The following is a 21,737-nucleotide window of genomic DNA, read 5'->3' as shown; positions in this document are numbered from 1 at the left end:
TTTAATAATTTAAAAGCAGTTGCTGCTTTTGAGTCATTTGAGTCCTGCTTTGTTGAAAAAAATCAAGGAATAGTGCTGCAGCAAGCAAGTCTGCACTACCGCCCGGGGAAGCATTGTACTTGCGCATGGATTGGTCAAGCCTTCCTAAAAGCTTCCACCCTTGCTTAGTCGATACGCCGCCAGAAGCCAGGATTTCCGCGGCAAGACTCTTAGTACAGCTCAGCGCCTCAGCGCCTCCGCGATGTAAAATGCACGTATCATCAACACTCGCCATCAGTGCGACCAGAGCGTTTATCCTGCAATGATTCTCCTCGATACCTCTGTTTCTCGAGGTAAACAGCTCGGGCAATGCGACTTTGATTAAATGAGGAAAACCCTGCTGGGCCTCACCCTTTGCACCATTTACCCCGTATCTATCCTTCGCGCGCTTCCCATTTGTCATCTGTTCAGTCAGATTCCTGTCTGAAAAGCGGGCAAGCTCTCCCGCAGTGAAAGCGATCTTGTTGAGCGAAGAACCGTCAGGATTCATTGCTATACTCGAGACAAGCAGGCCAAGTGCCCATATTGCCCCTTTATGCGTGTTGATGCCTCCTGTAGCCTCTAACATTTCAAATTCTCCCCGACGTCCGATTGCAGCAATTTCTTCCCGAAGTTCCTGTGAGAGATCATGTTTAAAGCTTGCCTCTGCAATCCCCCTGAAGGTTGGCTCCAAGGCTTCTGCTGATTGAATCATCGTTTTAAATGTCATATCAGAATGTGAGCCGGAATTATCTTTATCGACAAGTCCTGGTTTAGGAGTTAGCTCAGCTTCTTCTATAAGCGATTTGACAGCCAAGTTTGCAAGATGCAGACTGAATTCCTGTTTCTCCAAAAACATTCCTGAGTCTCTCTTACCAGCTTCTGAATTTAGCAGGTGGCTCATACAATCCCTCCGACCATTCCACAAGCTCTTCAACATTTTTTGCGGCAAGCAAGGATCGCGTTGCATCCGTTCTTCTGATTCCCAGATCTTCAGGCAGGGCAACCAATCCTTCTCTTCTTAACTTGTCTGTTTTTTTAGGATTATGTTCAAGGCCAATCGGGGTGACACCCGCAATTGCCGCAATTGCCTGGCGTCGCTCCTCCATACTGCTTGCTTTATATAAGTAGGCAATTCCTTCCTCTGTGACAATATGAGTGACATCTTCTCCATAAATCATCACAGGTGCAGTTGCCAGTGCTGCGTCTTTCTTCACATTCACAGCGTCCAATGACTCAACAAACACTGGTTTGTTGCCGTTCTGGAATGTCTCAACTACCTGGACAACCAGTTTTCTCCCTCGTGCCAGTGGATCATCGCTCGTCATCATGTCGAGCCACGCTTGGGAGGAATGGCGTCTTCCGCCTGGATCATGTCCCATATTTGGCGCGCCTCCGAAGCCTGCAAGCCTACCGCTCGTTACGGTCGAAGAATTTCCCGCACCATCTATTTGCAGACTGGAGCCGACAAACAGATCGACGGCATATTGTCCGGCTAACTGGCATAAAGTCCGATTTGAACGCAAGCTTCCGTCATGTCCTGTGAAAAACACATCTCTCCTTGCCGCAACATACTTTTCCATTCCGACTTCCCCGCCAAAGCAATGTACGCTCTCTACCCACCCGCTCTCAATCGCAGGGATTAGCGTTGGATGGGGATTTAATGTCCAGTGTTTGCAGATTTTACCCTTTAGTCCAAGGGATTCACCATACGTCGGTAAAAGAAGTTCAATTGCAGCCGTATTATAGCCAATTCCGTGATTAAGCGATTGCACTTGATGCTTTTCATAAATACCGCGGATCACCATCATTGCCTGGAGTATTTGAATATCCGAAATATGTCTCGGGTCCCTGGTGAAAAGTGGCTCAAGCTGGTACGGCTTGTCGGCTACGACGACAAAGTCGACCCAGGAACCAGGTATATCGACACGTGGCAGTTCATCAACCAGTTCATTGACCTGGGCAATGACGATCCCATCACGGAAGGCTGTTGCTTCCACGAGTGTCGGAGTTTCCTCAGTATTCGGACCGGTGTATAAATTCCCCGATGCGTCAGCCTTATCCGCCGCAACCAATGCAACCGAGGGAATCAAGTCGACAAACAGCCTCCCATACAGCTCAACGTACGTATGAATTTCTCCCATGGTAAGTTTTCCATCTTCAAGCATCTGGGCAATTCTAAGGCTCTGGGGGCCTGCATATGAAAAATCCACTTTTTTTGCAATACCCGACTCAAACAAATCCAAATGCTCCGGCCGGGAGATACTCGACATAATCATATGTAAATCGTGCACTTTTTGAGGACTTACCATGGCAAGGGCAGTTGATAGGAAGGAAGCCTGCTTTTGATTGTTTCCCTCCAGGACGACTCGGTCACCAGGCATGATTAATTGTTCCAGAGCCTCGACGATTTTGTCTGTCGGAATGATTCGGCTGGATGTAATATTTTTCAAGTTTTCGATCCTTTTTTCTTTCGCTTCTAATCGAGTTTTCCATGAACGTTGTTTAATAGCCTGCATTGTTGCAACCCCTTTCATTTTTCGATTAATAAATCTAAGACTGTATGGAAGTGTAACGTTTACCTAAAAACAAACAATTTTTAAATCCATTTTCTTCAACTGAAACTGAACGTGCACCAGGCAATGCTCTTTTTGCTAAAGTTGTAAGAACATTCCCTGGAGGCATTTCAATAAATAGCCGTGTTCCAAATTCGCAAAGGATGGTGGAAATATCATGCCATTTCACTGGATGAGATACATTGAATGCCAGATCGTCCCTTATTTGTTCAGCAGATCTTAGAAGCCTGGCCGTCCGGTTGCATGCATAGGGAACCTCCGGGGAATGCATATGAATTCCTGAAAGTTCTTCTTCCAGGGCATGCGAAACAGTTTCGAGAATGGGACAATGTGATGGAATGCTGACATTAAGCAGTTCAGCTGTTCTGGCGCCTTTTTTCCTTGCCTGATCAATGACCCTGTTTATTCCCTCCAGCGAACCGGAAACGGTTATTTGATCTGAAGCATTAATATTCGCAGCATAAACAGGATCCTTTTCAGTAAAACAAGAAGCTGTAATCTCTTTTACAGTTCGCGCATCAGTTCCTGTCACTACTCCCATTCCGTAACCGGATGGAAAAGCCTGCTCCATTAACCGGCCTCTTAGCCTGACTAGTTTGAGCGCATCTGCAAATTCAATGGTCTTGCTGGTGACAGCGGCACTAAACGCGCCAACAGAATGGCCGGCCACTATATCAGGTCTGACACCCTCGGATTCAAATGCTCTTGCAACAGCAACCGAGGCGATAAGAAGAGAAAGCTGAACAGCTACAGTCGATTCAAGGGATTCCTTTGAATCCAGGCAATCGATTTCTCCGTCCAGGATTTCCCTTGCTTCATTCAACACCTGTTGAACCGCGGGGTGTTTCGGAAGTGTATGCAGCATCCACGGCTTTTGCGAACCTTGGCCGGGAAATAAGTATGCTATTTTCATATTTCTCACCCCATTAGCCTATTTACCTAGTTTTTTCTGCATGCTGATAATAACATCCTGGTTATGGCGAGCCAGAAGGTCTGCGGCATCGGAAATTTTTTCGTCATGCAACAGTTCGACCAACATTTCGTGCTCTCTTATTGATTTTTCGATGTTTCCTTGATTTGTGAATGAGATACTCTGGATTCTTAGGAGCGGCCAGCCCAATCGGGTATACATTGTTTTAATCGTTTCACTTTTGCTCATTTCCACAAGTGTCATATGGAAAGTGTGATTCAAATGAGTGTACTGATGGATTTCTGTGCTGGTTTTCATTTGTTCGAGAAGTGCAGACATTTTTTGAATGCCTTCTTCTTCTATCCCGTTTCTCCTGATCCGTTCGATTGCCATTGATTCAAGCATATTGCGGACTTCAAGGAGATCATAAATCTCATTCTCGGTGTATTCCTTGACTACTGCCCCTTTTCGTGGAATCCTTTCCACAAGCCCCTCAATTGATAAAAGGTAGATTGCCTCCCTTACAGGAGCCCTGCTAGTTCCATATTCTTCTGCATAAATATGTTCTACCAGTTTTTCTCCAGGTCCCAGCTCTCCTTTTATGATTTGCTCTGTAATATGTTCAGCGATGTGATTTGATAAGGCGTTCTGATTAATTTTTGATGAATTCATGACACTGTCTCCTTCTTTAAAAAAATTTGGTCGACTGTCGATTTTAATTATAGCGTCTCATTTTCAACAATTCAATATTTTAAGAAAATTTAAAAAACTATTTGACTTTGCTTTTCAGGCGATTTATTATGAGTTCTAAGAATACAGTCGACTGTAGATTCCAGTTTTTGCAAGCGCTTTCTTATTAGTTAACACTCCATCTTAGTCTAGACCCCAGGTTTTTTCTGTCTGTTTCCTTAGTCTCTGGTTAAAAAATTGAAAAGGGGATATGTTATGGTCATTTTTGGAGTCGCTTTGCTTGCCATCTGCTTTTTATCAGGAGTATTTTTCGGAGATCTTCTAGGTCTGATCCTTGGGATAGACTCCAATGTCGGCGGTGTTGGCTTTGCCATGCTGTTTCTTATTCTCCTGGTTGAGTATCTAAAAAAGAAAGACAAATTAAACAAGCAAACCCAGGAGGGCGTTGCATTTTGGAGCGGCATGTACATTCCGATAGTCATTGCTATGTCCGCCCAGCAGAATGTGGCTGGGGCTCTCGATGGCGGAATACTTGCCATTATCGCAGGTGTTGCAGCTGTTGTGATCAGTTGGGCAGTTGTTCCCCTTTTAAGCAAAGGCGGTTCTGTAAATGAGAGTATTGAAGGCAGCATTATAGGGGGTGATCAGAGTGTTGGAAATAGCAGGTAATCTATTTGCGAAAAATGGCTTGATTCTTGCATTTGCGATTGTAGGTTTAACAATGTATATCTCTTATTTTCTCTCTGATAAATTGACGAAAGGCCGTATACATGGTTCGGCAATTGCTATTGCCCTTGGCCTATTGCTCGCTTATGTAGGCGGAATTGTTTCAGGAGGAGAAAAAGGGCTCGCAGACCTGAGCATGTTCACAGGAATTGGGCTCATGGGCGGCGGGATGCTCCGTGACTTCGCCATTGTTGCAACAGCCTTTGGAGCAAACTTCAGCGAAATCAAAAAGGCAGGCTTCAACGGAGTATTATCCCTGTTTGTTGGAGTCGTTCTCTCCTTTGTTGTAGGAGTAATAGTAGCCCTTGCGTTTGGATATCGAGACGCAGTTAGCCTAACGACCATTGGGGCCGGGACAGCAACGTACATAGTTGGCCCTGTAACAGGAACTGCATTAGGTGCAAGCTCTGAAGTAATCACACTTAGTATTGCAGCCGGACTTGTTAAATCCATTTTGACGATGATTGGTACTCCTTTTATCGCGAAATATATTGGTTTGAACAACCCTCGTACCGCCATGGTTTACGGCGGAATCATGGGAACAACTAGCGGAGTGGCCGGTGGTCTGGCCGCTACAGATCCAAAACTGGTTCCATATGGAGCTGTAACTGCCACCTTTTATACAGGCTTGGGCTGCCTAATGGCACCATCAGTTTTATTTTTGATCACTAAAGTTATTTTCGCTTAGTCTCCTGAATAGCTTTTTGGGTTACTAAAAAAAAGACACCTCTTCCTGATGATATATTCTGGATGCGAGGTGTCTTTCTTTTATTGTCTCCCTGCAAAGAAAACTTTAACCTTTGATAAGAAAGGGACTCCTGTTTAGCAGAAAAGCGTAAGGATCAAAATAAGGTCCACTTGTTCCATATCTCCCATAAAAAATGAGTGAAATCCAGAATGTTATTAATCAATTTACTCAGCAGTACATTGATTAATCAGTTTACTCCAATAAATATTTAATGAAATGATTAAGAACAGGCCAGGTCCCTCGTGCTTCCAATCTAGCTCAACAGCATTGGATAGATGTTTCGCAAGTATTTCGGAATATCCCTTTCTTGGACACTAGCCATCTCCTTAAAAGTTACTCCTTGACCCAAAAGGAAATGAACCACTTCCCAACCAACGTAGTATGCTTCTCTTTCATGATTGGTGGTTCCATTCCCAAACGTGAACATTGTTACCGCTTTTGAAGACGCATCTTCTAAAAAAGGAAAAATCCCGTTTAGGATTTCCGTTCGGTTTTCTTTACAAGATTGAAGCCAACCTTTTTCACGCTCAATATATTGTTCATCTGGATGCCCTGGAACTAAAGATTTGCTTACCTGGGTTGCTAACCCTTCCTGCAAAATAGTAGATGCAATTGTTCGTTCCCACTCACCTGTCAGGTTCGCCGTTTGTGTATGGACTATATGTGTCAGTTCATGTGAAAGAAAGATATCTGAATCCCCGTTCTCAATTGGCAGACAAAGTGCCATACGTTTCTGATCAAAAGGAGCAACAAAAGGGTTATTTTCAAATCCCCCAACGAAATAAACGACGACTAAATCAATCTGCTCATCATAACCAAGCAATGCTTTAACTTTTGTCAGGTAATTTCTAACTTTCTCCTCATTGGGAGTCCAATCCTCAATAAATGATAAATGATCAGCATACCTTTCCCAAGCGGTATCCAGCAGATTTCTGGCCATCTTTTTTCCATCGTCTCCAGGAGGAACCGCTGCAAAATTATAATTCTCCTTCCAAAGAGCCCATCTTTGTTCTTCATCAATATCAGGTTTAGTTGCCAGAAGGTAAAATGTTAAAAACTTAGGCACTAAATTCAGCAATTCCACTTTATCCAATAAATGTCACCACCTACATACAATTTAATAAATGCTGGAACTATTAATACCATTATTCAGCTACTAACCTATTCAATAAGAAGTGCAAAAAGAAGCACAAGGTATGCCCATTCACTTCCCATTTCACCATTAATACTCCCCTGGCAGAACCTCATCCCCTCTGCATAAGATACAGGTTTTAACACTTTCAGCTAACTTATTTGCAGCTACCTGTCTATTAGTTTCGGGGTTCATTACACTCGCAGAATGAAAGTATTCATTCCACGTTGGAATGTTCCTGGAGAATCGACTAATTATTTGACGTATATTATCCTCTTTAACTTCCAACTCACTCCATGTTCTAATTTTCCCTATTATGTCTCGATAAGTTAAAAAATGGTCTGTGGTTAGTAACGCATAGAAAATATAAAATGCTACAGGGCTCAGACTCATTCTGAAACTACCTGGAAGAATCAATTCCCTTCCTTGATCTGATATTTTCAATAATATTTCTTTGCCTAAGGGTTGATATGACGAAAATTCGATTTCGCTAATTCTGTTTTCCATTCCATCCACATTTTTTTTGTAAAACATTCTCTCAAAAATATCTTCTTCTAACACCAAAACTTCTTTTCTATATTTATCTATCCTATCTTTTTCCAAATCAGAGTACAGGTTCTCCTCAATACTTCGAACTTCTAAAATAGATTCTTTAGCAATTCGAATACCGCAATTCACCATAAACATATTTGTAAGAAGGGTTTGTGTGTCATTTAAACCTTCTACATCTGAGCCATCAAGTGCTTTTTCAAAATGAAAAATGGCTTTTGCATATTCCTTGTTTCGATAATATAAAAACCCCAGCCGATAATTTGCAACAGGATGATCAGCCTGAATGCGGAGTGCTTTTTGCAGATATTTCTCCGCAATGTACGGATCAGGCTTTTCCGCCATCTTAAAATATTCAGCCTGAGAGACATACAGCTTCACGAGTTTTTTCTCAATTAAGTTAACATTAGTTCTATCCCTATTCTTCCTTGCTTCCCCTAATTCGTCCTTTAAGCGACTTTCTTCCTTGGCGGGATAAAAATCCCTCTCACCTACGCTCACTGCGAATCACCTCAATATATATGAAATTCCACTATATATTCAAAAATCCTTCTTTTGAACTGTGACACCGTGTCACACTACGCTTGCTAAACTTAGCTTACCAAAACAAAGGGAGCTGATTTTGTATGAAAAATAACATTCTGTTAGCAAGACATGGTTTGCAAAAGGAAGATGGCATTGGCTCATCTCAAGGAATTGCTGCACAAATATTAATCCGACTTTTGGAGGACCCTAGTTCATTGGAGAATGACTTAACAATGATGAACTCAATTCATGAGGCTAGCCGAGAAATAAAATCACCTGGTCCAGGAATGCTGGTCGATCCGCTGGGAGGAGATTTGCCGCTGACTGATTTTGATCCTTACATTCGTGGCATCGTTCGCTGGTTAAACGAGGTAGGTATTCATACCTTTGGTTCTTGTGATGGCCATGGTAACCGACCTGCACATATTTTTCTAAAAAAATTCCCGAACAGCAAGCAGATTGAAATCATAAAAGCTGCCGTCCCGGCTAGTGTGAATTGCAGAATTGACGGTAAGAATGTTCGCCTTGCTTATCCGCAAGATAATCAGATGCTACTTCTTGAGATGGCTGAAAATTTATATCAAGTTTATAATAATCCCGGCTACCTTAAAAATCTGCAAGCAGAAAATTTTAAAACTCAGTTAATTGAATGGCTTAACATTCCTGGAGCAAGTACAGACGAAAGAGCAATTCGTTTAATATTAAGAAATAAATTAAACCGCCTTGTAGACCACACGTTTATCGATAAAAAAGGAAACCTTCTCGGCTTTATGGAGTGTGGAACCGGTCCAACCATCCTTCTTTCGGCTCATATGGATACAGTAGAAGAGATTGTCCCTGATCGAAAAATAATCGAGGAAGGCACCATCTTAAGAAGCTCAGAAGGAATTCTTGGGGCAGATGACCGTGCAGGAATTGTATCTATACTTTCGATATTAAATAGAGTACGAAAGACAAATTTCAACGGAACTATAAAAGTGGCTTTTACGGTTGAAGAAGAGATTGGATGCCGCGGCTCAAGTGGAATAGACATGGATTTTATCGAGGATGTTGATGCAGCGATTGTTATTGATCGAAGAGGCAACAGAGATATCGTTACTTCAAATGCCGGATTTCCTTTCTGCCCTGATGAATTCGGTAGGCTGTTTGAACAGGCAGGAAAACTGTCAGGCATTGAAGATTGGCAAGTAACCCCAGGAGGAATCAGCGATGCTAAAGTGTTTGCCAATTATGACATCCCCTCTGTCAACCTGTCAGCCGGATATCAAAATGAGCATACTGACTTTGAAACGGTTGATTATTTAGCAACATTTGAGACTGTATTATTAGTTGAATCTTTGTTGCATAACAAGTTAATTCGATCAGAAAAAAATAGCCAATCAATTGAACTTTTATAATGTTAGAGTAGTTTATAAACATAAAGCATACCCTATTGGTATGCTTTATGTTTTACACAGGCTGCTCCACTTCAATCCCATAGTACTTAGCTAAATACTTATCTATCATATTCTCGACTTCATCGGTCGTCAGCATATCCAGAATCATAGCTCCGCCAACCACGTTCAAATACTTGTTGGCCTGAACGAAATGATCTCGCTTTATGCTGATGCCTTTGTTCTGCAATTTTATTATTGATTTTAGTATTCCTTTTGTGATGTTCGGATTTGATGTGAAGTTGCTCGAAAAGAACACGACACTTCTTGCTGAGAAGTCCTTTTCACAAAAGAAGTCTGTCAGCCAATAAGGATTTTCTCTATTGGATTCATCGTATGTCATATATCCAACCCACCATAAGCGTGCCAGGATATGAACGAACAGTGATCTTTTATTGCCGTTTTTGAAGAACATAGCGGTATTGATTCGTATATCATTTCCACTCTGCAATTCATTCTTCAGCCGATAAAAGGCGAAATCTCTAAACTGCAGGTGTGCCAATCCTGACCAAAGTCTTTCCTGGGTGGCTTGTGATACTGTTAAATGCTTTAATGCCTCATAGACTACTTTGACATTCTCTTTGTCACTTACTGAATAATCTTCATCTAAATTCATTATAGGCATTTCGAAAGAAATACTAGACTCTATTCCTCTTCCCTCTACTTTAAAATATTCATCGAACCAATGATGATTCTTTTTATAATAGTTTTCTTTATAGGCATCATAATTCGTCCTTAAATCCATTAAAGTTTCGTCTGAGATAAATTTAAGTTTCAATGTCATTCCTCCGCATGGTTGAGTTTTTCAATCTCTTCAAAGCTGGTTTTCAATGGTTTTCTCAAGACCATTTGAGCAGCCTTCAATGCAGAAAAAGTATCAGAACCAACGTCCTCGAGTTTATGATTGTTTTCATCGAAGATTTTATCTAGCACCTGGTACCATGTGTATTCTTCAAAGTCCCCTTGGCTATCTTTGATTTTAGAAAAAATATATACCAAAGCTGGCATAAAAACCGCTGACAAGATAGTATTTTTCAATCGAGAATTAGCATTTCCAGCATATTGATTATATTCATACTCCGGGAGTGCAATTGTTATATTGTTCGAATTTAAATCTACTTCCATAAACTCTTTCTTTTGAGATTTACTCACTGTAATAATAGAAGGTAAATTTAATAGCTCCGCATTATCCTCAAACAATGTCGTTTCAATCGCCTCGCCAATTCCAATGAAATTCCCTTTCTCAAACGTAATCGGAAAGCCTTTGTACCAGTCGCTCAATGAATTATTGGTATAATCCGTGATTCTATCTTTAGCGATGATAAAAGAGTGAATTTGGATTTTTCCTCTTAAATTACTCGAAGGAATCGAAATTTCCAATGAATCATGGAAAGATTCATATACTTGTCGAAAACTGGTTTGACCGCACTCAACATGGATTAAGAAAACTGCTTTCTGTTGTTGAATTAACTCTTTAACCCCATTGTTGTCCAGCTGGAAATGGGCGTTAATTTTCACTTCACCAAATGACTCAGCCACTTCAATTCCTGTTGAAAAAATGGAATCTATATAATCATCATTATTCATATAAAGCACAGGATATGGATATGCACTACTAATTTTCATACAGCTCCACCTCCATTACACAGTAATCCGAGTAGTCAATTTCCACATCAAGCATAAAGCTTTTATTCGCTTTAAGAGATTGCAAATAGATAGTATTAGCAGTATATTTCTCTACTAAAACCTCCGAGTTATCCGTTGCCGCCTTTTTGATTGGAAGATCATAATCACTTTGTTCCCCCATAACCTTAAATACCAGGCGACCGCTTGTCAGCGATTTTTGAGGAGTGACCATGAATCGGTATTTCCCATCATTCTTATCAACACATGCATACCTTTGTTGCATTTGGACCGGCTTCTTGCTTGGCTTACGTTCTCTCTTTTTGTCTTGATCTCCTGAATCATTTTCATCCAGTTTGTTATTCTCACCGGTTTCAGTTGAGCCGCCACCAGCATCTCCGCCTCCACTATGTTGACCAGTCCCGTTTCCACCCTGATCTCCTGTCGGCGTAATACCGAATTCACCTTTTAACTGTTCCTCTATTTCTTGCTCTTGCTCACCCTTTGTAACAGTCTTTTTCAGAGGGTCTTCCTTCTTCTTTTTAGAAACAAGCGATTTAATCGAAGATGTTAAGGATTCGGTCTTATTCTTGCCACTGTCTGAAAGCAAATTTTTATTTGGCAGGAAATCACTTAATCCAACCGCATCCATGCTATCTGTAATTTTCTCCTGGAATAGCTCGTTGACCGTCTTTCTTATATAGCTCCTCAAATCAGAATAAATCTTTTTAGCCAATTTCGGATCCTTCTCATATCTTTCAGGAGCCCATTCATTATGAGCAGGGTTCTCCATTTGCTTAAAAATGTTGTTCATATGGTTACCAGTGATCATCAGGATACCCGTAAAAGAAATGCTCCCACTAATATTCTTTTGCTCGAACAGACGCATGCCCGTTTTTCTCGTCATTAACACACGTCGATTCAAATCTTCTCCTTTGAACAAAAGCAGTTCTGCTTCGCCCTCTTCAAATGAAATACCATTCTTATATTGTTTTGCAGGGTATTTTAGTTTTATCGTTTTATCAGAGTTTAGGAGATTGAAATAGTTTTTCAGAATCTCGTTCTCCTCACTGCTCTCCAGGTCATGAATCAACTGTCCGAGATTTTCATGAGTGATTTCAAAATCATTAATTCTGACGACCAATTTCTTTTGAAAAATAGTAATGAAAAAATTATGTAAAACAGATTTTTTCACTTCACTTTCCCAATCCCCAACAGGTTCGAATGCAGACACATAAATATCCGTACCGGTCTCTTTACGAATAAATTGAGGATCAAGCTGGAAGGATCCAGGAATGGCAAGGGATTTTTCATTGTGTGTAAAGTAACCGTTACCTAATGTAATTTGATTTTCGTTTTTCTCGAAGGACATGATGTTGGCTACGCCAATATAAGATTCATATCCAGTAATATCATTAGATGAATAAAAAAGTGTCCTTAGATTCGAATTCAGGAAAGGAGCAGATTTCCCTATACCGAAGCTTCCGCCAGAGCTTTCACCTTTATTAGATGATCCTGCTTCTTTGACTAATGAGCTCCATGGACTGCCGATTTCACCATCACGTGCTCCCTCAAGCCCTTTAGTATTAAAGTCACTAATTCTAAGAAAGTTAATTTTGTCTGTGCCTAGCAGATTTAAAGCGTTTTCGATAAAATCTTCACTTTTCTTATTCCTGCCACTCCAAGTAGCTTCACATTTATGGAATACCTCAACAAGCTCTTCCTTCTCAGGAAAGTCATTAGTATTCATCTGGAATTGCGAAAACTCCACAATGACAGGACTCTTTGTATCCTTTACCGCATCAAGGGAGTTCTGGCAAACCTCCCTGGTCAATGATTCCAAAGCATTCCCTCTGAAAGTCTCAAGACCGGCATTATTTATTGAATTGATTAACCCACCAGTAGCAGCTGGAAAGTTCCAATAAGTATTCATTGTTAACCCCCCAATTTCCCTTCAACAACTCTAATGTAATATTATATGTTCTCTATATAAGCATTATATTCACACTATAAATTATTTTAACATATTGAGTAACACGAAATAGAAGTAATTTACATTTAGCAACGAATCCATATTTTGTATTGAGCTGCGCTTCTGATATCATTAACTACGAAAAATTTGTGGAGGAGAAGAAATGAAAAAACATGTTAAGGTAGTAGCTGCGGTTATTGAAAATGAGAAAGGTGAAATCTTATGTGCTCTTAGATCACATTCTATGTCTTTGCCGAATATGTGGGAATTTCCTGGTGGTAAAGTGGAGGAGAATGAAGATGTTTTTTTCCGCTCTCAAAAGAGAGATATCTGAAGAAATAAATTGCCAAATTAGCACAGATACAAATCCTTACATGGATATTGTTCATGAATACGAAACTTTTATTGTTTACTTGATTTCAATAAGGGCTAAAATTGTTCATAGAACACCAACAGCTACTGAACACTCGAAGTTAATATGGTTACGAAGAGAAAACCTTTTATCCCTGGTATGGGCTCCTGCTGATATTCCAACTGTAGAAAAGTTAATACAAGAAAAATAGCCTTCAAAAAGGAAGACTAAAAGTAAATATTCTCTCACTAAAAGTTTTTTACCCACATAATAAACTTGGGTTTGTTTCTCTCATACCAATCATTACAGACAAGATATTTTTCCTTATGTATAGTAACCGCTTTGCCCAATAACGGAAATATCCGTTCACAGTTCTTTGTTCAATTAGTGGACGGTCATATGTAACCTTTTTAAGCATCGGATGATTAATGTCGAATAAATTCTTGCAGTGTTTTGCATCCTGTAAAACTCGTACCTTTTCTGGACTTAGTAATTGGTTACGTATTATTTGCGCTAATTTTGTTCTTACCAATTCACCTATCTTCTCAGAACTTTCAACATATATAGAGTCAGGCAGCGAAATAGATTTGTTTGTTGTGCTTTCTTCCATCTTCTCGTGATCTCTAATCCATTTCTTCATATACTTGATCTTTTGTTCATTTGTTAGTCCATCCACTGAAGCTTCCAGCAATCTATTAAAGGTTATCTTAAATGTCTTTTTATCCATCATTTTTTCTCCCTAATTGTCTTTAACTACTCCTCAACATCAATCAAATAAATCCTTTCCCTAAACCCGCCTCTAACCTCTGCTTTGCGTTGACGTATTTCCTCAATTTGATCAAATGTATAACCATGGATTTCTGCTAATGAATGCATTACTTCAAACAAATCCGCCAGTTCTTCAGCTGCTTCTTGACTGTTGTTACTCTGGGTGTACTCATTCAGTTCCTCAAATGCTTTATTTTTTAGCTCTTTTATATATTCTTCATATGCTAGTTTTCTCGTGTTAAATGATTTTCCTGACCGGTGAATGATTTCAGGTATACGGTCTCGGACTAGCTTGTTATATACCTTTGACTTGCCCATACTTAGACCATTTACCCACTTCCTGAAAAAATCCCAATCTCGGACTGAACCATCTTCATGTAAAACTCCCAGGTAGGTTCCATCCCCTTTTCCTACCTGCCAAATGGCCTGAGCCGAGTTCGACTTATCAGTAATCCCGTGATTCATCACATATTCTTTAAATGCTTGTTTTCCTGGTTTAACGTTCTCTGCAACATAGGCAACCAAATAAATATCAATACAGCTAGCACCTAAATCGTTAGGGTCCTGGTTTAAAATATGTTGTTTCACTAGGTTCGTCCTGCTATCCTTTGTTGGAGCATTCATCACTTCTCTTTTGATTTTACTAATCTGATAAGCTGAATAACTTCTTTTTTCCCATTGCTTTAATTGACTCACATCACCATCAACTAAAATCAATTTATCAATCAAATTCTTCAAGTTGGACACAGTTGGAATGACATTAAGGTGAATACTTCTTCCTCTTAAGTTTCTTGGCAAATCAAATTTTTCCTGATTAAAATAAGCCATGTCTTTTTCCCTCAATTCAGAATGTATTTTAGTTAAATTATACCATTTCAGCACTTCAAGTGATATATTCATAGAAAAAGGTGAGTGTTATTTATGGCTATAAAGATGTTTGCGGAAATACTGAAATATGAATATGTAATCGTTTATGACAGCGCTAATGGAAACAAGCTCCATAAGACAAGCTGCTCCTATATCACAAAAAAGAATTACGAATTGAAAGTGATCATTAATCAAGAGAAGAACGGATACTATCGGCCTCTGGAACACCTTGAAGAGCTAAACGATACATCCGTTAGACCATGCAAAGTGTGCAAACCGAATCACGGATAGAAATTACATAAAAAGATTAAAGAAACAGCAAAAGGCAGACCAACTAGTCTGCCTTTGAAATCTCTCTATTGTTGAAGCATCCCCATCATTTTTTTAAACACCCCTGAAGGATTTTTCTCTAATTGATCAATAGAAACTGCTTCTTCTGCGTTATCTTGAATGAACCGAATTCCCCTCTCCTGCTTATCCATAATCACTTTGATATTTTTAATATTATACTCCGATATTCTAGAAGCATGATCAAGATTCTCATGATCCAGGTCAATCCTAATTTGATCAGACACCCTTCTAAGCATACGCCAAATCGCCATCTCTTCCTTGGACTTCATAAATAATTCAGGAAGTTCCTGCGCTTCCTTTAGATTATTTAAGGTCGTCATCACATAGTTTGATATACCATAATTTACAGGCCTTATGCTCTGCTTCAACTTTGACCAGGCAGCAACATTAAAACGCATATATTCATCATCACCATCATGATAAGGCATGACATTATTAATCTTTGCATAAAGCTGAACGCCATTATCAGTATTTAAGCTATTTTTAACATACAAGGCTATATACTCAACTTCCTGCCAGCCTTTTCTTAATTGCTTTACAGGAATTTGATAATAGGCTTCCTTGCTGAATTTATCATAACTCTCTTGATCGGAAACAAGCCCCACCATCACCATTTGATCCAAGCTCGATTTCCATTCTTCATGAGCACCCCTTGGCAGGATGCCCTCCCGTTGAATCTCCTCAGGGCTTTTGTCAATCAATCTTTCTACAAACCGCTCAACCATATTCGTAGCATTCGGCAGGAAAGGCAACCCGCCTATGTTCACTTTATCAATGCTCTTGTAAAAATGGTGCTCTTCATAGACGGTTTCATCAAACCATGGGAATAACACATAAGCTCCAAAAGCGGTTCTCTCAAATGGACCCCCATTTGTCGCAACAATCGAATCCCGATAGCGATGCATCGTATTGATATCATCTTCCATCGGACCAGGCGTTTTATACCGCTTCTGATAATAGCTGTCTTCCTGAGCATAATCAATTCTATACTTAGCATCAAAAATATAATGGTATTTGTAGCCCTTTCCCTTTTTCTCAATACACAGCATCGTATCAGGTATTTGCGAAACAGTCGGCAAGCTGCTTTCCCGTTTTTGATACGCTAAAATGATCTCTTCATTCGTTACAGGGTGTCTGAATATTCTTCTTGCCGTCTTATTTGCTTCCAGATTCACAAACAGTCCTTTCCTGTTAACCTGAACAATATCCTGGCTAATAAGCTTATACTTACGGCCAAGAATCTGTCCCAGCTTTAAAAAAGTCCAGTATTCATAGAGAGTGGCAACATCCTTCACCGACATTCGGTACAGCTTCCCTTGCAGCATCAATCCTTTGGACACGGTTAAATAAATCTGAAAAGCATCCCGATAACCGGGTGCCATTTGCAAGACCAGACTCATCACCGATCGATCTAGTTTTCCAATGGACTTCCAAAATGGACTGCTCAGCTTTGACTTTAACTGTTTGGACATCGATTCTATTTTCTCAACTAAGTCATAATCTGGCTTCTCTCTAGTCCATCTGTTTTTGCTCACAATAGAGTCCAATAAATCATCAAGCTTTTGTTTAATCCGCTCAATCATCCACTTAACATAGCGATTCTCCAAAGTATCATATGTAAGCTCTTTTTTGATTTTTAACCCTTCAGAAGGCATGACCGTCCTGCCACGGACATCAATCCCCTTTGTTACACCGACAAAAACATTCGCACGCTTACGCAAAAAGTTCCTGCTGACAGAGTCTTGCTTCCTCAGCTGGTCCCCGCGTGCTTTTTCATATGTCTTCTCCAATTTATGATGAGGTTGAAATTCGATTCTCGCAACGGCCTGGAGAAATTGATGAAAATGCTCACTGATCAGCCGGTAAAATTCCGCTTTTGACGGATTTCCCTCCAGCCTTAGCCTGGCACCTAAATACGTTTTTCGGATAAAGTGAAAAGCCAGGTTATAAATTTCATCGTTTACTTCCTCTAAAAGCTTTTGGTAATCCTTTTTATAATCAAGCTTAACAGGGAAGATTTCCAGAGTGACTTCTAGTACTGTTTTACCATCAGCTCTTATCTCGAACGTAGTGAAACCCACCTCATTTTGAAACTGCAGGTTCCCCATTAAAATAGATTGGCTGCCAATAGGCACCGGTGAGACGGCTTGTCTGATAAGAGGATATTCATGATAAAAAGTGAACTCCCGATCATCCTTTGGAACGACGATCAGCTGATAGACCCCATTTTCAAAGAAGATTGGCCTTTGGATTGTTGGGTTTACCAACTCTTGAATGGAGATATCATAAATCTTTTCATCCTGGATGGAATCACTAACAGCATTAAAGTACATTACATCATGACGGTCCATAGCCTTATATTGCCGTAACCCCTCATACCGATCATGATAAGGTTTTCCCTTTATCACTAATGAAAGATCCTCAGTCTCAATTTTAACTAATTCAACATCATCACGAGATCCAGAAGGAAGTAAAGCCATCGTTTCTTAACCTCCCCAGCATTTCAGCAACTTTTGCTGCGCTTCGCGGATACTTGGCATTTTGAATGTCAATTTGTCCATCCTCTTCATACTCTTGATTCGTAAATTGACTAAAGAGTCCCCTCAGCAATTGTTCCACTCGAGTGTCGCTGCCTGCAATTCGAGGGAGGATTTTCTGCAAAATGCAGTGATCAAATGCATTTTCGAACTTCATTAAATTAGATTCTTCATTATAAGCCAGATAAAAACAAATCTCATCCCGGACACGGTAACCAACATGGGCATTAATCAACTGGAGCGATTCATTGATCTTAACCAGTTCATCTGTAGTCCTGGTCACTATTTCTTTTTTTTCTTTATATACATCCTTCAAATGAAGATACTTAGAAGCAAAACGATCTTGACCGATGACTTTCGGCTCATCTTCTTCAAGCTCTGTTAAAAACGCCAGGTTACCAAGATTAACACGATTAAACTCAATCGTATTTGCCCGATCCAATACCTTTTTGCTGAATGGATGCGTCGTTTCATCCATATTAACCGTTCCGATAATATAAAGATTGTTTGGAAGAGTAAGGCCCTTCCCATAAACATCACTTGAGAGAAGAGTAGAAGAAACAATCTCACCATTCTCCCACTTGCGACTCTCCATCACACTTAAAATATCACTAAAATAATACTCAACACGCGCCAGGTTCATCTCATCTAGAAGAACAAAATAAGGCATATCAGGATTCAGGTGAGCGTTCATAATTACCTTCGTTAAAGGACCTTCTTTAAACTCACCTTTGATATCAACATATCCCAATAAATCAGAACCATCATTCCAGTCTGGACGGATCGGGATTAAACTAAATTGACCATTTTTTTCAGTCGCTCCAACACTCTCAGCAAACCATTGAACAATTTTGGTTTTCCCTGTTCCGGAAATACCTGAGATAATGACGAATGGTTTGGTTTTTAGGGATAAGAAGAGATTAATGATTTCGTCTTTTTCGTAATAGAAACCCTTTCCAGCGATATATCTATTTATGTGTTCAATAATTCCGTAGATTGGCAAGTTTTCTCTCACCATACTGGCAATTGAAGATGTAGTATAATTCTGATTTATACTATTATTTCTCAAAACATTCCACTCCTCATCCACCAATCCTGTTTCTTTTAGCCAATTTAACATGTTTCTCGTCCTGTACTGGGCAACAGATTGTACCATTAAATTCGTGCCCATTGAGTTTCTCACGATTAACATTCCAATTTCAGTTAGGAAAGAAAACTTATCTGCCTTTTCGACTCCATTTAGGAGTGAAAGGCATTGATAAATTACTGAGAAGTAGGAATGCTGCAATATCCTCTTTGATAGAAACTCAATTTTGTCATCAGAATTAATATACTGGTCCCATATACTTTTTTGAATCCTGTATTCTTCATTTAAAAATCCAAGGATTTTTAATCCCTGTCTTGCACGGAGTTTTAGACGTTTTATTGAATCATCATTATATTTTTGCGAGATTAATTTAGGGTCTAGATCTTGATTTATGATTTCATTCAAAAGCTCCAAGGTTTGTTCCAAATTCGCTTCTGGAAGCTGATCTGTAGTAAATTCATTAAATCTGATATAAGGAGCATTATCTATTAGGACTTTTTCAACAAAGGGTAATTCATTAAAAAATGCCATGACAAAGCGAGACCGGCCCTTGGTCTCAATAAAGTCACTTGATGAAGCCTTCCTTACTTTTAATAATTCTTCCCAGGCTGCCAGTAAGAAATCATAAGATATAAAAGCATAAGGTTTGTTCTTTTCCCCGCGTGAAACCTCTACTCTAGATGTTTCTGTTTCCACAAATAATCCAGATTCATCTATTTTTGTGATCCAGTTAGGTTTATTCGTGCTCAGTGTTCTAATTTCGTTTTTTTCGTTTGCCAACCTCTTAAATAGTAATTTAATCATATTTTGATTTATTATTGGATTCTCATCCTTTGGGGTTTGAGGATTGTTATTTGCTCGTGTCAATAAGTTATCCATCTTTACATATTTAATTGGATTACCTGATCCTTTATGTATATCTCTTACGTTAAGGTTAAGAACCTTAGATCGTATTGATTCTTCTGCAATTTCACCAAACAATATAAAACGGCCGATGTTATCAGGATGAGTATCCTTCTCATACCCGGTAAAATGATAAACTTCTTTAATTTCATTATTAAAAACAGCACAATAATATTCAATCTCTCCAGAGCGCAGTCTATTTTCACCAATTACCCAGCTAACACTTGTTGCATGGTATAACTCTTCCGGTGTCATACCCTCTTTATAAGAAACTCCTATTTTTATTAATATTGTATCTTCTTTAGTCACAGTACCTGGTCCTCCTGGTAGGTTTGCTTGTAACTCAGTAGTATAGTAATGCTCAATATATTTTTTAAAATGACTTAAAGCAGCACTATACATTCTATGTCCCTTTTCATTTTTCTTTTTAAACTCAGGATTTTGGATGATAGCATCAATAATGGTTGTGTTGGTAAGAGTATATAAATTAATTCTATTTAATCCATAGTCTCCTAGTTCTGAAGATATTGTGTCTATAGCTTGTGAATATCGCCCTATAGTATATGGATTAATATTAGTAGAGGTTTTTAGCCATTCAACAAAAGTATCTTTATTTATCAAAGTATTTTCACTCTCTTTCAAAAACTGCCTTACTTATACAAATAAAACCCTTGCAAGAGTACAAGGGCTTTAGAGGTTATCTCTTTTTTTGCAATTTCTCTAAATTAATTATTTAACCCACTGATTCATATATGCCTTCATAAAGACCTGAGTTCTCATTACCTGCCAGACCATTGCATTTTTTCCGACACTCTGAGGGTTATTATCATTATCTCTCATTCCAGAAGCCAATACCTGGAATACAACTTCCAAAAGCCCCTTAATTTTATCTTCTTCAAATATGTCGAACTTCCATTCGTAATAACCTTCTTCGTTTTCTTTTAAAAACTGTCGGAAGCCTGATAAAGCCAAGAATAGCAAGCCATTTGGAACTTTATAGTCCAAATATTGTTCTGGCTCACCAAAAAGTACTAATTCTTTTCGGGATCCATCTTTATAGTCAGCACATTTATTCGCAAGATAGTTTCCTTTGCCATACCTGTTGTATAGATCCTTGAAATTTTCATGAATGTAATTGGTAAGTTTGAAAATGTCACTGGATACATACTTTAACTTTTCATACACGTTATCTGTTGAAGTTCCGTGTGCATCATACTCTTTCCGATACTTGGTAATTACTCCTTGGTTAGAACTATATACACCTTTAGGATCCTTATCAGCATAATCTCTAATGTTAAAAGTTTCATACAGTTTTTTAATTAATGTAATAGTCAGGTCTTTACCGTCTTCTTTATCTTCATTTTGCTTAAATGAAACCCTGTCTTCATATGGAGTTTCCTGAAGGTGATCTTTTAGTATTCCATGCATACCACTAAGCTCATCCAAAGTTTCTGCTGTCACGGAAGCTCCGGTGTTCCTGGACTCCGCAATTGAAACATGAGTAAATGGGCTTTTTATCCCAGTCATAACTTCTATATTAACTTTTTTCCATTCCGGATAATTACCCGCCTCATCAAGAATAACCATTTCAGTGTGTCCTCCATCAACACTTCCCTGTGATGATGGATCTGTAAAATAGATCCTGACAGTGCATGAACCATTACTGTTGTATTCTACTTCCAATCTATCTGCAAAATAAGTTATGCCTTTATTTCGAGTGTGAAATGAAATATCAGGATTCAACAGAGTCTCTCTTATTTTGGAAGCTACTTTATTCTTCTTTGATATATCCTGTTTCCGTGGGTTCGCTTCTTTACTGGTCGGCTGAATGTCGGTACATAAAGCGGTGAATTTATAATAATTAATTTTTTGATCTTTTTCTTCAATTACTTCTGATAGAACCCCGTTTGTAACTGTAAAGTCAATGACTTGTACGTTATTCATAGTTTGTTCCACACTGTATTCCCCCT

Annotated in this window: 18 protein-coding genes and 1 pseudogene; 5 read left to right on the top strand and 14 right to left on the bottom strand. The window is 39.2% G+C overall.

Annotated elements, in window-relative coordinates; all coding sequences use genetic code 11:
- Window position 1: 1 nt before the first annotated feature.
- The 4 genes from DYI25_RS05375 to DYI25_RS05360 are packed head-to-tail and all read right to left on the bottom strand — an operon-like array spanning window position 2 to window position 4,176.
- Window positions 2-922 carry a triphosphoribosyl-dephospho-CoA synthase gene (locus DYI25_RS05375; RefSeq protein ID WP_249745251.1) on the bottom strand — a complete coding sequence of 307 codons (921 nt, stop codon included), beginning with the start codon at window positions 920-922 and terminating at the stop codon, window positions 2-4.
- On the bottom strand, window positions 891-2,537 hold the full coding sequence (gene mdcA, locus DYI25_RS05370; protein ID WP_213367402.1) for a malonate decarboxylase subunit alpha: 1,647 nt from the start codon (window positions 2,535-2,537) through the stop codon (window positions 891-893). Before mdcA ends, DYI25_RS05375 begins: the two co-directional genes overlap by 32 nt.
- A gap of 34 nt (window positions 2,538-2,571) precedes the next feature.
- The gene (gene mdcH, locus DYI25_RS05365; RefSeq protein WP_213367401.1) at window positions 2,572-3,507 is read right to left on the bottom strand and encodes a malonate decarboxylase subunit epsilon; all 936 of its coding nucleotides are present in this window, start codon (window positions 3,505-3,507) and stop codon (window positions 2,572-2,574) included.
- An 18-nt stretch (window positions 3,508-3,525) separates the two neighbouring features.
- Complete coding sequence (locus DYI25_RS05360) at window positions 3,526-4,176, bottom strand: GntR family transcriptional regulator (protein ID WP_213367400.1); 651 nt, start codon at window positions 4,174-4,176, stop codon at window positions 3,526-3,528.
- Between the two features lie 273 nt (window positions 4,177-4,449).
- Here DYI25_RS05360 and madL point away from each other — a divergent pair, with 273 nt between their 5' ends.
- Together madL and madM are read left to right on the top strand one after the other, a co-directional pair.
- The gene (madL, locus tag DYI25_RS05355; protein ID WP_213367399.1) at window positions 4,450-4,863 is read left to right on the top strand and encodes a malonate transporter subunit MadL; all 414 of its coding nucleotides are present in this window, start codon (window positions 4,450-4,452) and stop codon (window positions 4,861-4,863) included.
- Window positions 4,844-5,608, top strand: coding sequence for a malonate transporter subunit MadM (madM, locus tag DYI25_RS05350; RefSeq protein WP_213367398.1), 765 nt, complete (start codon window positions 4,844-4,846; stop codon window positions 5,606-5,608). The genes madL and madM overlap by 20 nt, the downstream gene beginning before the upstream one ends.
- Window positions 5,609-5,921: 313 nt before the next feature.
- Here the strand turns inward: madM and DYI25_RS05345 are convergent, their stop codons facing one another.
- Both DYI25_RS05345 and DYI25_RS05340 read right to left on the bottom strand, forming a co-directional pair.
- Complete coding sequence (locus DYI25_RS05345) at window positions 5,922-6,761, bottom strand: hypothetical protein (RefSeq protein WP_213367397.1); 840 nt, start codon at window positions 6,759-6,761, stop codon at window positions 5,922-5,924.
- Between the two features lie 129 nt (window positions 6,762-6,890).
- Window positions 6,891-7,850, bottom strand: a complete 960-nt coding sequence (locus DYI25_RS05340) for a tetratricopeptide repeat protein (RefSeq protein ID WP_213367396.1) — start codon at window positions 7,848-7,850, stop codon at window positions 6,891-6,893.
- Window positions 7,851-7,975: 125 nt separating this feature from the next.
- Between DYI25_RS05340 and DYI25_RS05335 the strand changes: the two genes are divergently transcribed.
- Window positions 7,976-9,271 (top strand): M20/M25/M40 family metallo-hydrolase, encoded by a 1,296-nt coding sequence (locus DYI25_RS05335; RefSeq protein WP_213367395.1) that lies wholly within the window; start codon window positions 7,976-7,978, stop codon window positions 9,269-9,271.
- A 52-nt stretch (window positions 9,272-9,323) separates the two neighbouring features.
- On the opposite strand, the gene DYI25_RS22400 is transcribed toward DYI25_RS05335, so the two are convergent.
- Genes DYI25_RS22400 through DYI25_RS05320 form a run of 3 tightly spaced genes read right to left on the bottom strand, consistent with a single transcriptional unit; the run spans window position 9,324 to window position 12,863 of the window.
- On the bottom strand, window positions 9,324-10,085 hold the full coding sequence (locus tag DYI25_RS22400; RefSeq protein WP_249745250.1) for a DUF6339 family protein: 762 nt from the start codon (window positions 10,083-10,085) through the stop codon (window positions 9,324-9,326).
- Window positions 10,086-10,087: 2 nt separating this feature from the next.
- On the bottom strand, window positions 10,088-10,933 hold the full coding sequence (locus tag DYI25_RS05325; protein WP_213367394.1) for a hypothetical protein: 846 nt from the start codon (window positions 10,931-10,933) through the stop codon (window positions 10,088-10,090).
- Window positions 10,923-12,863, bottom strand: coding sequence for a hypothetical protein (locus tag DYI25_RS05320; protein WP_213367393.1), 1,941 nt, complete (start codon window positions 12,861-12,863; stop codon window positions 10,923-10,925). The genes DYI25_RS05325 and DYI25_RS05320 overlap by 11 nt, the downstream gene beginning before the upstream one ends.
- Before the next feature lie 202 nt (window positions 12,864-13,065).
- Between DYI25_RS05320 and DYI25_RS05315 the strand changes: the two are divergent.
- Window positions 13,066-13,465, top strand: a pseudogene (locus DYI25_RS05315) ((deoxy)nucleoside triphosphate pyrophosphohydrolase).
- 48 nt (window positions 13,466-13,513) lie between these two features.
- Here the strand turns inward: DYI25_RS05315 and DYI25_RS05310 are convergent.
- Both DYI25_RS05310 and DYI25_RS05305 read right to left on the bottom strand, forming a co-directional pair.
- On the bottom strand, window positions 13,514-13,984 hold the full coding sequence (locus tag DYI25_RS05310; RefSeq protein WP_213367392.1) for a hypothetical protein: 471 nt from the start codon (window positions 13,982-13,984) through the stop codon (window positions 13,514-13,516).
- A gap of 23 nt (window positions 13,985-14,007) precedes the next feature.
- A complete protein-coding gene (locus tag DYI25_RS05305) occupies window positions 14,008-14,340 on the bottom strand; it encodes a nucleoside triphosphate pyrophosphohydrolase (protein ID WP_213369426.1) in 333 nt (110 codons plus the stop codon).
- 603 nt (window positions 14,341-14,943) lie between these two features.
- On the opposite strand from DYI25_RS05305, the gene DYI25_RS05300 reads away from it, so the two are divergent.
- The gene (locus DYI25_RS05300; protein WP_213367391.1) at window positions 14,944-15,180 is read left to right on the top strand and encodes a hypothetical protein; all 237 of its coding nucleotides are present in this window, start codon (window positions 14,944-14,946) and stop codon (window positions 15,178-15,180) included.
- Between the two features lie 65 nt (window positions 15,181-15,245).
- On the opposite strand, the gene DYI25_RS05295 is transcribed toward DYI25_RS05300, so the two are convergent.
- From DYI25_RS05295 to DYI25_RS05285, 3 genes are all read right to left on the bottom strand, one after another.
- Window positions 15,246-17,720 (bottom strand): restriction endonuclease-like protein, encoded by a 2,475-nt coding sequence (locus DYI25_RS05295; protein ID WP_213367390.1) that lies wholly within the window; start codon window positions 17,718-17,720, stop codon window positions 15,246-15,248.
- Entirely contained in the window at window positions 17,692-20,409 is a 2,718-nt protein-coding gene (locus tag DYI25_RS05290; RefSeq protein WP_425374487.1) for a hypothetical protein, read from the bottom strand. The genes DYI25_RS05295 and DYI25_RS05290 overlap by 29 nt, the downstream gene beginning before the upstream one ends.
- An 87-nt stretch (window positions 20,410-20,496) precedes the next feature.
- Window positions 20,497-21,723, bottom strand: coding sequence for an AIPR family protein (locus DYI25_RS05285; protein ID WP_342032476.1), 1,227 nt, complete (start codon window positions 21,721-21,723; stop codon window positions 20,497-20,499).
- Between the last annotated feature and the right edge of the window lie 14 nt (window positions 21,724-21,737).

The sequence above is a fragment of the Mesobacillus boroniphilus genome, assembly GCF_018424685.1.
GTDB classification, from domain to species: domain Bacteria; phylum Bacillota; class Bacilli; order Bacillales; family Cytobacillaceae; genus Mesobacillus; species Mesobacillus boroniphilus_A.
Note: the sequence above shows the minus strand (reverse complement) of the source record. Positions and strands in the feature narration are given on the sequence as shown.

Excerpts from the sequence above, each read along its gene's own strand:
- DYI25_RS05375 (WP_249745251.1), bottom strand. The coding sequence starts at position 922 with ATGAGCCACCTGCTAAATTCAGAAGCTGGTAAGAGAGACTCAGGAATG.
- mdcA (WP_213367402.1), bottom strand. The coding sequence starts at position 2,537 with ATGCAGGCTATTAAACAACGTTCATGGAAAACTCGATTAGAAGCGAAA.
- mdcH (WP_213367401.1), bottom strand. The coding sequence starts at position 3,507 with ATGAAAATAGCATACTTATTTCCCGGCCAAGGTTCGCAAAAGCCGTGG.
- DYI25_RS05360 (WP_213367400.1), bottom strand. The coding sequence starts at position 4,176 with ATGAATTCATCAAAAATTAATCAGAACGCCTTATCAAATCACATCGCT.
- madL (WP_213367399.1), top strand. The coding sequence starts at position 4,450 with ATGGTCATTTTTGGAGTCGCTTTGCTTGCCATCTGCTTTTTATCAGGA.
- DYI25_RS05335 (WP_213367395.1), top strand. The coding sequence starts at position 7,976 with ATGAAAAATAACATTCTGTTAGCAAGACATGGTTTGCAAAAGGAAGAT.
- DYI25_RS05325 (WP_213367394.1), bottom strand. The coding sequence starts at position 10,933 with ATGAAAATTAGTAGTGCATATCCATATCCTGTGCTTTATATGAATAAT.
- DYI25_RS05320 (WP_213367393.1), bottom strand. The coding sequence starts at position 12,863 with ATGAATACTTATTGGAACTTTCCAGCTGCTACTGGTGGGTTAATCAAT.
- DYI25_RS05310 (WP_213367392.1), bottom strand. The coding sequence starts at position 13,984 with ATGATGGATAAAAAGACATTTAAGATAACCTTTAATAGATTGCTGGAA.
- DYI25_RS05305 (WP_213369426.1), bottom strand. The coding sequence starts at position 14,340 with ATGGGCAAGTCAAAGGTATATAACAAGCTAGTCCGAGACCGTATACCT.
- DYI25_RS05300 (WP_213367391.1), top strand. The coding sequence starts at position 14,944 with ATGGCTATAAAGATGTTTGCGGAAATACTGAAATATGAATATGTAATC.
- DYI25_RS05295 (WP_213367390.1), bottom strand. The coding sequence starts at position 17,720 with ATGGCTTTACTTCCTTCTGGATCTCGTGATGATGTTGAATTAGTTAAA.